Genomic DNA, 15,059 nt, shown 5'->3' with positions numbered 1-15,059 from the left:
GATCTGATTCAAAATCAAAATCTACGCTTTTGCTATCTAATGCGCGTGAGGAAGGTTGATCCAACATCATAGTTCAACGTGGAATTTCGATACGTGAAATCTGGCGGTAACAAGATAAAGCCAGTGTGTTGCCTAATATTTTGCAGTGCAATCTATTTATTCACGTTAATTTCAAAGATATCTTCATGCCTATAATCCTGTTTTCTCTAATGCTTGGCGTGTTCTGCGTTGGCACCACAGAGATCATCATTTCCGGGCTGCTGCCGGTAGTTGCCGCCGATCTCTCCGTGTCGGTGCCGGAGGCGGGCCTGCTGGTCACCGGCTACGCCCTCGGAGTCACCATCGTCGGCCCGATTGTCACTCTGCTGACCACTCGCCTGTCACGCAAGAAACTGGTGTTGGGGCTCATGGCGCTTTTCGTGCTTGGCAACATCGGAGCTGTGTTCGCGCCTGATTACCGAATGTTGATGGCCGCGCGGGTATTCACGTCGCTCAGTCACGGAACGTTCGTCGCTGTTGCTTTTAATCTGGCGGCACTGCTATCGCCAGTCGACAGACAAGGTTCCGCGATGGCCAAGATTGCTCTGGGCTTCAACCTGGCCAACGCGCTAGGAGCACCATTGGGGACGTTCATCGGCCAGCATCTCGGGTGGCGCGCGCCGTTCGTGGCCATCGTCGTGGTTGCCGTGCTCACCATCATCCTGATTGCCGCGTTCACGCCATCGAAACTGCCCTATGCTGAGCAGACGACATCTGGTGCTCTGCGTCGAGAACTCAGCGTGTTGACTCATCGCAACCTTCAACTCGCAGTGGTAACCACAGTGCTGGCGCAGGGCGCGGTGTTCACTACATCCACCTATGTTGTCCCGTTGCTGATGGATGTGAGCGGGTTTGGCCCCAGTGCGGTCGCGGCACTACTGATGGTGTTCGGTATCGGCGCAGTAATCGGTAACTTTGTTGGTGGCCGGCTGGCAGACGGACATGTCATGCGCGGCGTTACTACGGTGTTGAGTAGCCTGGTCCTGGTCCTCGCCGTCTTCTGGATGACCAGCATCGTGCCTACGTTTTCCGCCATCACCCTGTTCTTCTTCGGCGCTATCGGGTTCTCAATCATTCCTTCGCTGCAGGCCCGCATTCAAGCCGTGGCGGTGGCGGCGCCGACGCTCGCACTTTCGGTTAATGTGTCGGCGTTCAACCTGGGAAACGGTTTGGGCGCCTGGTTGGGCGGTACGGTGATTGACCACGGGTTCGGTGTACGGGCTGTACCTTTGGCAGCTTGCGCGTTGGCTGTCGTAAGCCTCGCGATCACCGTACTGTCGTGGCGTCTGGACCGCCAGAAATACGCCACGACTTGTCACGCTGTGGGGGAGCGGAGGCGCGCGATCAGTGTCGGAGAAGAATAAGTCATTGTCATTCGGCGTCAGACGTCGAGCGTAATGCTTGCCGATCCGGGTTACGTCTGTGCGAAGCCCGGCTTGAGCTAGTATCCCGTGCCGCAGATTTCGGCCCGCTAGCGGACCGATGCGGAGCGGGATAATCTGCCCAATGGATACGGCACGGAATTCCGAGCCAAATTTTGCGAATTCTTCCTCTCGCCCCAGAGAATGCGTCGCGAATGATCCGCTAAACGATTTCACATACGCGTTCGGCATCGAGCCATCGACGCATCGCCCCAAATCGTTTTCCCATTCACTCCATTCGCATACGTCGACCGGCGCCGGATATGAGCCCGCACACGCTACACCCTCAATAATCAGAATTCCTATACGATCTGCTCGCAGGCATCGGTCAGATTCATAGGCGACAGATCATCCGTTCCAGGCCATGAACAACACGTCCATGCCGACGCGTTGTCAAAGATCCGACACATCACCAACCTGTTCACAATGCTTTTCGAATCGCCTTCATAAAGAAATTCAATTGTTCGTGCCAGATGCGTTCCGGCATGATCGGCTATCCCCCCGCAGGCTGCGCAAGCTGTGGATTTCACGATGTCTATCAACCAAGTGAGAGCGACATGTCATCTGAAGCCAAGTGCCCATTTACCAGCCATGCCGCCGCCCAGGCCATCGGCGGCGGCGCAACCAGCAAAGACTGGTGGCCGAACCAACTCCGCGTCGATCTTCTCAATCAGCATTCCGAAAAATCGGATCCGCTCGGCAAGAAGTTCAACTATCGCGAGGAATTCAAAAAGCTCGATTACGAAGCCCTCAAGGCCGACCTGCGCAAGCTCATGACCGACTCGCAGGACTGGTGGCCGGCCGACTTCGGCCACTACGGCCCGCAATTCATTCGCATGGCGTGGCACGGCGCCGGCACCTATCGCAGCGGTGACGGCCGTGGCGGCGCCGGACGCGGGCAGCAGCGCTTCGCACCTGTGAACTCGTGGCCCGACAACGTCAACATCGACAAATCGCGCCGTCTGCTTTGGCCAATCAAACAGAAGTACGGCCAGAAGATCTCGTGGGCCGACCTGTTCATTCTGACCGGCAATGTGGCGCTCGAATCCATGGGCTTTCGCACCTTTGGTTATGCGGGCGGCCGCGAAGATACCTGGGAACCGGATAACGATGTCTACTGGGGCGCCGAGAAGGAGTGGCTGGCCACCAGCGACAAGCCGGACAGCCGCTACTCGGGCGAGCGCGATCTCGACAATCCGCTCGCCGCCGTGCAGATGGGCCTGATCTACGTGAACCCGGAAGGCCCGGACGGCAACCCCGATCCCGTTGCGGCCGCACACGACATTCGCGAGACCTTCGCTCGCATGGCGATGAACGACGAGGAAACGGTCGCGCTGATCGCAGGCGGACATACGTTCGGAAAAACCCACGGTGCGGGCCCCGCAAGCAGTCTCGGGCCCGATGTCGAAGCCTCGCCGCTCGAACAGCAGGGTCTCGGCTGGGCAAGCAGCTACAAGTCCGGCAAGGGTGCCGACGCGATCACCTCGGGTCTCGAAGTGACCTGGACGCAGACGCCGGCGCAATGGAGCAACTTCTTCTTCGAAAACCTCTTCAATTACGAATGGGTCCAGGAAAAGAGCCCGGCAGGCGCAATCCAGTGGGTGGCAAAGGATGCGGACGATGTGATTCCGGGCCCGGCAGCCGGTTCTGCCAAGCGCAAGCCGACCATGCTCACGATCGACCTCTCAATGCGTTTCGATCCGGCCTACGAGAAAATCTCGCGCCGCTTCCTCGACAACCCGCAAGCCTTCGCCGATGCGTTCGCGCTTGCGTGGTACAAGCTCACGCATCGCGACATGGGTCCGAAGGCGCGCTATCTCGGCCCGGAAGTGCCGAAGCAGGATTTGCTCTGGCAAGATCCGATCCCGGCTGCAACGTTCAAGCCGAGCGATGCCGACCTCGACGCGCTCAAGACCACCATCGCCGCATCGGGCCTGTCGGCTTCGGAACTCGTTGCGCTCGCATGGGCTTCGGCCTCGACGTTCCGCGGTTCGGACAAGCGCGGCGGCGCCAACGGCGCACGCATTCGCCTCGCACCGCAGAAGGACTGGGAAATCAACAAGCCGGTTGCGGGCACGCTGGCCACGCTGGAGAAAATCCAGAAGGCTTCCGGCAAGGCGTCGCTCGCCGACGTGATCGTGCTGGCCGGCGGCGTCGGTATCGAAATGGCCGCGAAAGCCGCAGGCATCAACGTCAAGGTGCCGTTCGCACCGGGCCGTGTCGATGCCTCGGCTGAACAGACCGATCCGACGACTTTCGCAGTACTCGAGCCGCTTGCCGACGGTTTCCGCAACTTCGTGAAGAGCAAGCCCGCGGTTCGCGACGAGGCGCTGCTGATCGACAAGGCCAAGTTGCTGATGCTGACCGCGCCCGAAATGACTGCGCTGATTGGCGGCCTGCGTGCGATCAACATCAACGCCGACGGCAGCCAGCACGGTGTATTCACGGCCACGCCGGGCGCACTGACCAATGACTACTTCGTCAACCTGCTCGACATGGGCACCGAGTGGAAGCCGGCAGGCGACATCTACGAGGGCTGCGACCGGAAGACGGGCAAGGTCAAGTGGACCGGCACGCGTGTCGACATCGTGTTCGGCTCGAACACGATCCTGCGCGCACTCGCCGAAGTCTATGGCAGCGCCGATGGCCGCGAGCGCCTCGTGAACGACTTTGTCGCCGCGTGGGTCAAGGTCATGAACCTCGACCGCTTCGATCTCGCCTGATCGCCTGATCGCCCGATCGCAAAGAACCATCTGCTGGAAGCGGTAGCTGGCCTCTGCAAAAACAAAAGCCGCGCGGCTTCGTGCCGTGCGGCTTTTGTACTTGTCGCTTTATCTATCCGATAAGTGCAGTGGAAAGGCCGATCGAAACTATGCGAGTCTGAATTGATCGATATTCGACCGAAGGTCGTCGGCCTGCGATTTCAGCGACATCGCAGCAGCAGCAGCCTGTTCGACGAGCGCCGCATTTTGCTGGGTCATGGTGTCCATCTGGTTCACCGCTTCGCTTACCTGCCCAATCCCCTTGCTCTGTTCGGACGACGCCGCCGCAATCTCGTTCACGATGTCCGTGACGCGCTTCACCGACAGGACGATTTCGTCCATCGTCGCACCGGCCGTATCCACGAATGCCGCGCCGGTTTTCACGCGATCGACCGAATCCTGAATCAGATCCTTGATTTCCCGCGATGCCGCCGCCGCGCGCTGTGCAAGCGAGCGCACCTCGGCTGCGACAACCGCGAATCCGCGCCCCTGTTCTCCGGCACGCGCCGCTTCCACGGCGGCATTCAGCGCCAGGATGTTCGTCTGGAACGCAATGCTCTCGATCGTGCCCACGATGCTTGCAATCTGGTCGGAGCTTGCGTTGATGCCGCTCATGGTTTCGACCACCTGCTGCACGACACCGCCGCCACGCTGCGCAGCCTCCATGGCCACGGATGCGATATGGCTGGCCTGACGCGCGTTATCCGCGTTGTGATTGACCGTGGAGGTCAGCTCCTCCATGCTCGCGGCCGTTTCTTCCAGCGACGCAGCCTGTTCTTCGGTCCGTTGCGAAAGATCCTGATTCCCGGCAGCAATCTGTCCCGTCGCGGAAGAGATCGATTCACTGGATGCACGCATGGACTTGACCATCGTGCTCAACTGTTCCTGCATGCGCTTCATCGAATGCAACAGGCTGCTGCGGTCGTGCGCGGCCGTGTCGACAACAACGGTCAAGTCGTTATCCGCGATGCGGCTCGCGATTTCGACCGCGTGCGCCGGATCGCCGCCCAGTGAGCGCATGATGCTCCGGTTAACCCAGATGATGACGGAGGCCAGCAGTCCGGCGGCGACGACGAGCAGTCCGAGGCTCTGAAAGAGCGATTTATGAAAATCCGCATCGATGTCGTCGATATACGCGCCGGTCTGCAGAATCCAGTCCCATGGCGCATAAGGCGCCGCATACGACACCTTCGGTGCAATATCGTTGGTACCCGGCTTCGAGAACGAGTAGCTGACGAACCCGTGGCCTTCCCGCCGGATCACATCCACCGTATCGCGGTACAGTGCGACGCCGTTGGGATCCTTATAGTCGTTGACGTTGCGCCCATCCATTTCCGGATGCATCGGGTGCATCAGGATGGTCGGCTCGGAATTTAACAACGTGAAATAGCCCGTGCCACCTTCTCCGTACCGCAAGGCCTTGATTGCCTCTAGTGCCTTCTTCTTCGCTTCATCAACGGTGATCGTCCCGGCTGCGGCCTGGTCGGCAAAAGACCTGGTCATCGTGAGTGCAAGTTCCGTCGCATGGATCAGATCGGTCTTGCGCTCTTCGTAGCGAACCTCGCGCGCGCGGTAGGTATCGACGACAGACAAAACGGCAAACATCAAAAGGCTCAGAAATAGCGGGGTCCACAGTTTCTGACTGAAGGTCAATTTCACAGCAACTCCATCGGCCGATCAAAGTTACGCGTATTTACGGCACGGCCGTGCATATCTTTATGTCTTTAACGAAAAAATTGTCGATGCAGGAAGCGCCAAACATAGCCGCGTAATCTTCTATTTCGTTGCGCACGCATCGGATGCGTAATGCTGTCGTGTGAAGTCGTCCCTCTACGCCGGGGCGTCAGCCCAGACCGTGGCGGTCGGGCGAACGTTATAAATATGCGTTGAGCAGGCAATCGCGCAAGTCCGTGAAAACGACGCGATGCAGCTTTATGAATTTTCCGCTCTGTTTATATGATGTGCGAATTATTCGATGAGTAGCTTCAGGCTGATTTTCCTGAGCTTGCCGATCTCATCGGCGCGTTCCATCGGGGAATGACTGCAAGATTTACGACTGAACTGGAGCGATGGCCAGGGGCGTCACGCAATGTGAGCCCCAACTGTTGGAGTGCGGTGCGCGTTGATTTCTTCGTTGTTCAACCGGCGCGAGCCGCGAAATCATTAGCCCATTAGCACGTTCACGGCGTCTTCAAGCGCCTGGGCCTGCTGGTTGAGCGCGGCGGACGCGGCCGTGGATTCGTCGACGAGCGCCGCGTTCATCTGCGTGATCTGCGCAAGCTGCTCCACGGCAATCTGCGACTCGCCGATCTCGACGCTTTGTCCGCTGCTTGCGTGTGCAATGTCTGAAATGGTTCGCGTCAGTTCAGCAATGGATTGCTCGACCTTCCCCATATCGCCCCCGGCGCTCGCCGCCGCCTGGGCACTTGCCGTCATCAGTTCGAGCGAGTTGTCGATCAGCGACTTGATTTCTTGCGCTGCAGCCTCCGACTGCTTCGCGAGCGTACGCACCTCGCCGGCCACGACGGCAAATCCGCGTCCGTTCTGCCCTGCCCGAGCGGCTTCGACTGCTGCATTCAAGGCAAGCAGGTTCGTCTGGAACGCGATGCCGTCAATAGTGGCCGTAATTTCGGAAATTCGCCGCGAATGGCCCGCCAGTTCGTCCGTGAGCCGTGCCGAGCGGCGGACAGCCTCCGCGGCAGCCGAGGCTGCCTCGGCCGTGCGCTCCCCTTCGGAGCTGGCCAGCTTCGCCGATTGAGCGTTGTGCTTCGCCGTATCGGTGATCTGACTCAGCGTTGCTGTGGTTTGTTCGATGGCGCTCGCCTGCTGCTCCGTGCGCGCGGACAGATTGGCATTTCCGGTGGCGAGCCCCGAGGAGGCGTCGCGCACTCTGTCGATCGATACGCGCGTGTCCATCAATACGCCGATGTACTTGCCGTTCATCTGGTTCAGCACGCGCCCGAGACGCTGCGTGTTCGTGTCGCCCCGCTCCAGAAAGCGATGATGCAGGTCGCCCGCGAGAACCTTGAGCGCGCTTGCGTTCATCTCGGCGAGCGGAACGAAAATATTGCGGGACAAGTAGACGGCCATCACCCCGCACAACAATGCGGCTGCGATGGCAAACGACCATCCAAGCTGCACCCCCGCCGTATGCGCGAGAAACCCGGTTGCCGTGCAAATCGGCACCAGCAGGATCAGCACTGCCTGAAGCGCCATTAATGCGTCGAGGCGCACGCTGGCCGGAAGGCTCAGCAGTCGCTGCGGAATGCCGGCAATACCCTTGCGGATAGCGCGCCCGCCTTTCAGACGCCACCTGGACCCTTGCTCCTGCTTGAGGTCTGCATACAGGCGTTCGGCCGCGGCGATCTCCGCCTCGGTCGGACGCGTGCGCACGGAGATGTATCCGGTGACCTTGCCGTTACGTACAGAGGGCGTGACATTGGCGAGCACCCAGTAGAACCCACCATTTTTGCGCCAGTTCTTGACGACTCCGGTCCACGGACGGCCACTCTTGATCGTCACCCACAGGTCTTCAAAAGCGCACGGCGGCATATCGGGATGCCGGACGATATTCTGTGCTTTGCCCAACACCTCTTCGCGCGAAAACCCACACGAGCGAAGAAATGCATCATTGGCGTATTCGATTCTGCCTTTCAGGTCAGTACGGGTAATAATGACCTCGTCCTGCGGCAATACATACTCGTCATTCGTGACTGGCTGGTTAATACGCATGATTCAATCTACACTATTTTTTCGGACTCTCCGCTTCAGTAAAGAAGCGGCACTGGACGTGTGGCGTTCTCATCCTGACAACGCTTCAACACGCCGCAGACCGCCTGCGCGAACACAAGTATTCGCGCAGGCGAGTTTACCGTATTCCCCTACAAATCAAGCTGACGCAAATCAATTCGGTTTTTTAATCATTAAAAAACAACTAACTCGAATTACATCAGACAAATCGATATATTACGCAAATGTTCCAATGGATTTACGGATCGCCGAGGCGAAATTCGATCTGGAAGTCATTCCAGTCCAGATTATCCAGAAGTTAGAAAAAACGACAACACATGAGCGTTTTTCGAACGCGTGTCATATGCAATCCGCGTCGTACAACATGCAACGCTTGCGCGTCAGACTGGTTATTCGAGAGTGCCTTGCCGATTCGCGGTGCAGCGCGTTGCAATTACGCACTCGGAAAATTGAAAAGAGCCGCAGGGGTTTTCGCTTGCCCGCGTGAGGCAGAGGCGATTCACCGACCGGGCCGCCACCGCGCCGGATCGCGAATTTCCCTTCAGATATGGGTGGCCGATGGCGTCCGCACGTCGAACGCCATCGGCAACTGAAGCTTCAGAAGGTTTCCCAATCCGAAGCGCTGTCGTGTGCAACAGCCGCTGTCAAAAGAGACGACTGCGGCGTCGACTTCGGTGCGTCGGCAACGGTTGATTTGCCTGACGCGCCAGCGGCTCCAGCGACCGGCGTCTGCTGCGCCTCGACAACTGCCGCTTTACCGTGTGTTGCAGCAGCCGAACTGGACCACCGGGAAACCGCGTTTTTTGCGGGCCGCGCCGTCGATTTCGGCGTCACTGCCCGGCGCGGCGTTTGCCCGGCAGATGCAGCCGTCCTGGCTGCCGCCACCTGCGTACCCGATACCTTGAACACCGACACCGCATCCCGCAAGCCGAGCGCCTGGTTGGCCATCGACTGCGCCGCAGCCGACGCCTCTTCCACCAATGCCGCGTTCTGCTGCGTGACTTGATCCATCTGCACCACAGCCTGATTGACCTGCTCGATGCCACGGTGCTGTTCGTCCGAAGCCGCGGCGATCTCGCCCATCAGATCGGTCATGCGGCGCACGGCCGACACGACCTCGTCGATCGTACGTCCCGCTTCATCCACCTGTGCCGTACCCGTCCTGACACGGTTCACCGACTCGTTAATCAGATCCTTGATTTCCTTCGCAGCGGTCGCCGAACGCTGCGCCAGTGCGCGCACCTCGCCTGCAACGACGGCAAAACCACGGCCCTGTTCGCCGGCGCGCGCCGCTTCCACCGCAGCATTGAGCGCAAGAATATTGGTCTGGAATGCGATGCTTTCGATCGTGCCGATAATATCGGCCACTTTGATCGAGCTGTCCGCGATCTCCTGCATGGTGTGCACAACGCGCCCCACCACGTCGCCGCCGCGAACGGCAACTTCCGATGCGTTTGCCGCCAGCATGTTGCCCTGCTTCGCGCTTTCCGCATTCTGGCGAACCGTGGCCGTCAATTCTTCCATGCTCGATGCGGTTTCTTCGAGCGACGCGGCCTGTTCCTCGGTGCGCGCACTGAGATCGGTATTGCCTGCCGCGATCTGCGATGCGCCGGTCGCAATGCTTTCGCCACCATGGCGCACCTGACCGATCAGCCTGGCAAGGTTGCCGTTCATGTTGCGCAATGCGCCGAGCAACTGCGCAGTTTCGTCGCGGCCCGATACATCGATTTGCGAGGTCAGATCGCCGTTCGCGACAGTTTCCGCGATTTTGACCGCTTGATTGAGCGGACGGGTAATCGATCGCGTGATGATGACAGCCATGCCGACACCCACCACGCCAGCAATCACGATCAGCGAAACAGTCGCCCAAAGCGCGGCTTCGTAGGTCGATTCGGCGCTATTGCGCGCTTCGTCCGAACCCTTCTTCTGGAACGCGACGTCGTTCGCGATTGCCTCGTTTAGCGCCTGGAACGTAGCCGACGATTCGCCAGTTGCCAACGTATGGGCTGCTGCGTCGTTATTCGCATCGGAAAGTTCGAGCAGTTGCTTGTCGACTGCCAGATAGTCGGACCAGGCCGACTTGATGCGCTGAGCGAGCGCAGTCTCCTCCGCGCCCGAAACGGTCTTTTCGTACGCACCCATGGCCTGGTCATACAGCTTCAGCTGCGCGTCATGCTCGGCGCGCTGCGTCTGCTTCTTCGCGGCGTCGCTCTCCAGCACGGCACGCAAGGACGCGCGGCGCACGCCATTCGCGGCAGTACGCGCGCTTCCCAGCGTACGCACGCCGGCCAGCCAGTTATCGGCAATATCGACCGTGCTGGCATTAATGCGCGATGCCTGCCAGGTCGCAAAACCGCCGACCGCGCATAGCAGCATCAGCAGGATTCCAAAGCCGACACCTAGCCGCACGCCGATGCGCATGCCGTTAAGACCTAACCCCATCTGCAACTCCTTTGGTTGACAGCCTGCTCAAAAATTATTGCGAACTTGCCTCATCCAGACGCCCGCCCTCGCGGCGGTCTCCAGACTGTCTCCCGGATTCAGGTCAGGTGATCCTCAAACCTGTGCTTCGTCGGTCTTCAGCGACGAGCGCCAACAGCTTGTTAGTGTGAATCGCGCCGTTCACTTCCGGCGGTTCACGTAGCGCGGTTCACGTACCTTCCGCGCATAACTGACTAACGGCAATTGCCGTTGCATCTTGAATATTTCTTTGACGAACACGTATTACAAAATGCTTCCACGATGTCGGTGAAAGCGTCGATCCATACAACGGGATTTCTCCAACTGCAATCAGCCTGGCAAACGCGGATCACGCGCCCGAGCCTCCAACATCACCCCCTGCTCAACGCCGCGATCAACCGCTCGCGAGCGGCCAGATATTGCGGGCCTGCAATACCGTGCTTCATCGCGGCATCCAGCAGCGCGGTCTGCAACCCCGGATCGACGGATCTGAACGGCGGTATCGGCGTGTAATCCACCGGAAGTTCAACCACCCGTGAAAGCGATGTGCCGAACAGCAGCCGCACATGAAACTCCCAGATCAGCAGCTTCGCGAGCCTCGCGAGAAACCCCTTCGGGTACATCCGGTCGGGCGCCTCGTAAGCGTCCCCATGCCTTCGCATCCAGTCCGTGAACTGCGCGGCAGGCATCGGGCGCGCAACGGCGTAGCCCTGAACCGCATCGGCCCCGAGCAGCGCCACAGCGTCGATCAGATCGACGCTCTCGACGCCTTCCACCACGACGGTCTTGCCAAGCGCATGACACAGATTGGCGAGCTGGTAGATCGAACTCAGCACGTCGATTGGCGTGCGTTCAATCCCCTGAATCAAGCTGCGGTCGAGCTTGATCACGTCGAATGGCAATGCGCACAGACGATCCAGGCTGCTGTGTCCGGCACCGAGATCGTCCTCGGCAAGCTTGATGCCAAGCGCCCTGAATCGCTCCAGCCCGCGGCGTTCGCTATCGCGCGAAGCCGCATCCGATGTCTCCAACACTTCCAGCATCAGCCGCTGCGGCCGGATGCCGTATCGGCGCAGCGCTTCACGGGTAATGTCGTAAAAGCGCGGATCGTTGAGCGCCTCGGCCGGCAGGTTCACGGATACCAGAATGTCGGGTCCGTCGCGCAACCAGCGATTCTGCTGATCCAGCGCCTGATGCAGCCCCTGCGTATAGACCACGACAAAATCTTCCCGCACCAGACACGGAAAGAACCTGCCCGGTGTCAATATGTCGTCGCCGTCGCGCAACCGCACCAGTGCTTCGGCACACATCACGCGCCCCGATGCCAGATCCAGGATCGGCTGATAGTGCATTTCGAGCGCCGGTGTCCCGATGAGGCCCGCCCATCGCTGCCGCGTGGACCACGGCAGTACAGGCGAGGGGCGCGAGCCGCTCTCGACGCGCGCAATCGCAAACGTCAGCACCGCCTGCGCCTGGCGAATAAACGCGATCTGCTCGGCGGACGAATAGCCCCCCGGCAACGTGCTGTACAACGTCAGCACCGCGCTCGGCGTGCGATCGGGCGGTGACAGCGGAATCGCCGCACTGGAGCGAATGCCGTGTCGCCGCGCGATTTCGCGCCATGGCCCCATCCTCCGGTCGGTTTCGATATTGATGCAGCGCTCGACCTGTCCATCCATCCACGCTCGCCCGATCGGCCCCTGCCCCTGCGGTCTCGCGCCTTTCATGACCACGCTGGAATCCGTGGCCTCCAGGTCGGCGAGATAGGCCTTCATCCGTTCGCCCGAAACGGCCTCGAAGCGGAAAATGCCCTCGACGCCCGGACGGCCAAACGAGCAGCCAACACTACCGTCCAGCGCGCCAAGAATGACAGCGGCCTTGCCGACGAGATCGTCGTGGCTCGCTGCGTGCCACGCAAGCTCGGTAATGCGAAGCAGAACATCCTGATAGCTGTCCAGCACGAGTCTCGATGCTTCGATCTGCCAGATCAGATCGCGGTCCAGACGACGCGAGAGTGTTGCCAGCGCAACGTGATGCACGCTGGCATCGATACGACGGCTCACTACGGCATTCAGGAGTTCATGCCCATGCGCCAGTTCACGGAAACCCAGACCGAAAATCGTCTGAATCCGTCCAGATTCAAGGCTGATTTCTCGATGCTTCGCAGCGGTCAAGCCGGGCGAAACCAACAGGAGCAGATACTCGATATGACGCTGTTTCAGGCGATGCAACTCGGATTGCGCAAGACTCCTCAGCAGCGTTCCAGCGCCCTCTAACCGGCCAAAATGCCCGTGAAGCTCCTCGATGAGGGTAGCGGCGACGGACTTCAGAACGTCCGTGAGCGCCGCCATCTCTGGCGCTACATCATCGCCGTAAAGCTGCGCCGGCTCTTCCGGTTCGATTCCTTCCGATGTCGGCAAACCAGCGGCGGATCCGTCCGCGCCGGACGCGACAGACGATACGTCGTGGGGGTTTTCGGACAGGGGCAGGTTGCTCGTCAACGCGGACAGCAGGACGTCCTGCAACGCCAGCGGGTTCAATTCCATTTCGCCCGGTCTCGCTCGGTATCAACCGCCTCACAGGCTTTGAAAAGTATCTGATGGGCCATCATCCACAATACGGACCTGTTGAGCGTTATTGCCTCGTTCTGCATATTCCCGATGACTGCGCTCCTTTCGACCATGCTGCGACGGGCGGAACGCTTTTCAATTCAGTTAAGTGATTTGCCGGACGGCGTCGGTGATACCCGTTTTCCATGCTGACCCGCTTCATCACCCGGCGCGCGCCCGGAGTACGGCCAATCCGATTCGGCGTATCGAGCAGTTTGCGACCGCCATATGACGTGTGTCACCTCATGTGCCCGCGCGCCTCGTAGATGGCAAAAATGCCATCGTTGCATGTGCAGCCACATGATCGAGCGAAGCTTCGGGCGCCCGTCCCTTTCAGGTTAACGGAGCCTCGCCGCGATATGTTGGATAGCCAGGCGGAGAAGTTTAGCTTAAAACAGGGAGCGAACAATGAGCCAGACAAATTATTGACAAGCCGGATCGTCAATCACGACCGCTCGATGATATAAATCCGAGTGGAATGGAATGCACCATGATAAATATCACAGAAATGCAAAAGCAAATCGCTTTCTGGCGTTTTAAATTCCAGCGCGATAATTGAGCGGGATGGATATGGAAAAAGCATGCACTGCCTGGTGGAGAACTGGCAGAATCCTTCGAATCTGATTAGCCGGATGGAATGCGACGGTCATATCCCGAGTGCGCCATCGCTCAAGCTGCTTGACAATATGAAACGTATCGACGACTCGGAGCAATCGACGGCCTGGGAAACGACGCATCGTTCGCTGCGAGGCAACGCGTGAATCGTCTGGTATGGCTTTGCATCGGGCGCACCGGCGCGTGCATGGGGACGATGGCGTTTGCAGGCGCACTGCCTGTTCTCCGGCACACCTGGCATATGAGCGCTGGAACGGCGGGCACGATCCAGACTGCGTTCAATCTTTCGAACGCCATCGCGCTGCTCGCCGCAGCCTGGCTATCCGATAGTTTCGGTGCGAAGCGCGTCTACCTTTGGTGTACGTGGGCCGGGACGATCGCCCTTGCGTGCTTCGCGCTATTTGCGCGCTCTCCCGAAACGGCGCTCGTATTAATCATCTTCGTTGGACTCACGCAAGGTGGCTCATACGCCCCCGCGCTGATGCTCGCGGCGGACCTGAGCTTGCCGTCGAAGCGCGGACGGGCGATGGGGATGATGCTGGCTGCCGGTTCATTCGGCTATCTGCTTTCCGTGTTCTTTTCGTTGTGGGCCACGCAAACATTCGGCGTCGCAGCGGGCTTCGGTGTGTGTGCCGTTGGTGTATTCGCGGGCACCGCGACCGGTCAATTGAGCCTGGCCGGCATGCAGCCCGTAGAACACGCGAAGCATGACTCGGGCAAAGCGAATGCTTCTGCATTTCGCTGGCGTTCGACCTTCACGCCCGTCGCGGTTTGCCTTTTGATCGGATACATCGCGCACTGCTGGGAACTGCTCGGCCACTATGCGTGGACGCCTTCATTGCTCGCGGCCGCACTCGAACCGCTCCATCTAAAAGCCGTAACGAGTGCATTAATCGTGGGCGCGGTCGTGCACCTGTCCGGCATGCTGGCCACAACCGTAATCGGTGCCTTGTCGGACAGACTGGATCGCGCGAAAGTCCTCGTCTTTGTGGGCGCCGCGGGCGCGGCCTGCTCGTTGCTGATGGGCTGGTCGATTCACTGGGGCCCTGCGTGGACCGTTGTGATCGCAGCGATCGGCAGTTTCTTCATCCTCGGCGACTCGGGCGTGCTTTCCGCCGCCATGACGGATGAAGTGCCGCCCGCGAGCCTTGGCCGCGTCATGGGCGTTCGATCCGTACTTGGTTTCGGCTCCGGCGCATTGGCGCCCGCAGCGTTCGGTGCGGCCTTCGACGCAACCCATCAATGGGCCTCGGCCTATGCAACGCTTGCCGCCGGGGGCCTGGCAGCCTGCGCGGCTGCCGTGTTTCTGAGCCGGTTGACGGCACGCTCCACGCCCCGAGAGCGCTCTTTGGGAAACAGCCGCATTCGGTGACCGCTTCGTTTCCGTGTATCGAACTGGGACG

8 protein-coding genes are annotated in these 15,059 nt (G+C 59.7%); 4 read left to right on the top strand and 4 right to left on the bottom strand.

Annotated features, from left to right (window positions below; all coding sequences use genetic code 11):
• The first annotated feature begins 125 nt into the window (after positions 1–125).
• Both Q0L30_RS04255 and katG read left to right on the top strand, forming a co-directional pair.
• A complete protein-coding gene (locus Q0L30_RS04255) occupies positions 126–1,403 on the top strand; it encodes an MFS transporter (RefSeq protein ID WP_296651590.1) in 1,278 nt (425 codons plus the stop codon).
• A 614-nt stretch (positions 1,404–2,017) separates the two neighbouring features.
• On the top strand, positions 2,018–4,183 hold the full coding sequence (gene katG, locus Q0L30_RS04250) for a catalase/peroxidase HPI (protein WP_296651588.1): 2,166 nt from the start codon (positions 2,018–2,020) through the stop codon (positions 4,181–4,183).
• A 147-nt stretch (positions 4,184–4,330) separates the two neighbouring features.
• Here the strand turns inward: katG and Q0L30_RS04245 are convergent, their stop codons facing one another.
• Both Q0L30_RS04245 and Q0L30_RS04240 read right to left on the bottom strand, forming a co-directional pair.
• Positions 4,331–5,827, bottom strand: coding sequence for a methyl-accepting chemotaxis protein (locus tag Q0L30_RS04245; protein WP_296651585.1), 1,497 nt, complete (start codon positions 5,825–5,827; stop codon positions 4,331–4,333).
• A 558-nt stretch (positions 5,828–6,385) separates the two neighbouring features.
• The gene (locus Q0L30_RS04240; RefSeq protein WP_296651583.1) at positions 6,386–7,954 is read right to left on the bottom strand and encodes a PAS domain-containing methyl-accepting chemotaxis protein; all 1,569 of its coding nucleotides are present in this window, start codon (positions 7,952–7,954) and stop codon (positions 6,386–6,388) included.
• On the opposite strand from Q0L30_RS04240, the gene Q0L30_RS04235 reads away from it, so the two are divergent.
• A complete protein-coding gene (locus tag Q0L30_RS04235; RefSeq protein WP_296651581.1) occupies positions 7,953–8,459 on the top strand; it encodes a hypothetical protein in 507 nt (168 codons plus the stop codon). The genes Q0L30_RS04240 and Q0L30_RS04235 overlap by 2 nt on opposite strands.
• A gap of 110 nt (positions 8,460–8,569) precedes the next feature.
• Here Q0L30_RS04235 and Q0L30_RS04230 read toward each other — a convergent pair whose 3' ends face one another.
• Both Q0L30_RS04230 and Q0L30_RS04225 read right to left on the bottom strand, forming a co-directional pair.
• Positions 8,570–10,414 carry a methyl-accepting chemotaxis protein gene (locus tag Q0L30_RS04230; RefSeq protein WP_296651578.1) on the bottom strand — a complete coding sequence of 615 codons (1,845 nt, stop codon included), beginning with the start codon at positions 10,412–10,414 and terminating at the stop codon, positions 8,570–8,572.
• Between the two features lie 389 nt (positions 10,415–10,803).
• The gene (locus Q0L30_RS04225) at positions 10,804–12,978 is read right to left on the bottom strand and encodes an EAL domain-containing protein (protein ID WP_296651575.1); all 2,175 of its coding nucleotides are present in this window, start codon (positions 12,976–12,978) and stop codon (positions 10,804–10,806) included.
• Positions 12,979–13,798: 820 nt separating this feature from the next.
• On the opposite strand from Q0L30_RS04225, the gene Q0L30_RS04220 reads away from it, so the two are divergent.
• Positions 13,799–15,028 carry an MFS transporter gene (locus tag Q0L30_RS04220; protein ID WP_296651572.1) on the top strand — a complete coding sequence of 410 codons (1,230 nt, stop codon included), beginning with the start codon at positions 13,799–13,801 and terminating at the stop codon, positions 15,026–15,028.
• Positions 15,029–15,059: the final 31 nt, after the last annotated feature.

The sequence above is a fragment of the Paraburkholderia sp. genome (assembly GCF_024281035.1).
Lineage (GTDB): Bacteria > Pseudomonadota > Gammaproteobacteria > Burkholderiales > Burkholderiaceae > Paraburkholderia.
The sequence above is the reverse complement of the archived record's forward strand: the minus strand, read 5'-3'. Positions and strand labels throughout refer to the sequence as shown.

What these genes read in the sequence shown, in the direction of transcription:
- katG (WP_296651588.1), top strand. Translation starts at nt 2,018, where the DNA reads ATGTCATCTGAAGCCAAGTGCCCATTTACCAGCCATGCCGCCGCCCAG.
- Q0L30_RS04245 (WP_296651585.1), bottom strand. Translation starts at nt 5,827, where the DNA reads ATGTTTGCCGTTTTGTCTGTCGTCGATACCTACCGCGCGCGCGAGGTT.
- Q0L30_RS04235 (WP_296651581.1), top strand. Translation starts at nt 7,953, where the DNA reads ATGATTCAATCTACACTATTTTTTCGGACTCTCCGCTTCAGTAAAGAA.
- Q0L30_RS04240 (WP_296651583.1), bottom strand. Translation starts at nt 7,954, where the DNA reads ATGCGTATTAACCAGCCAGTCACGAATGACGAGTATGTATTGCCGCAG.
- Q0L30_RS04230 (WP_296651578.1), bottom strand. Translation starts at nt 10,414, where the DNA reads ATGGGGTTAGGTCTTAACGGCATGCGCATCGGCGTGCGGCTAGGTGTC.
- Q0L30_RS04225 (WP_296651575.1), bottom strand. Translation starts at nt 12,978, where the DNA reads ATGGAATTGAACCCGCTGGCGTTGCAGGACGTCCTGCTGTCCGCGTTG.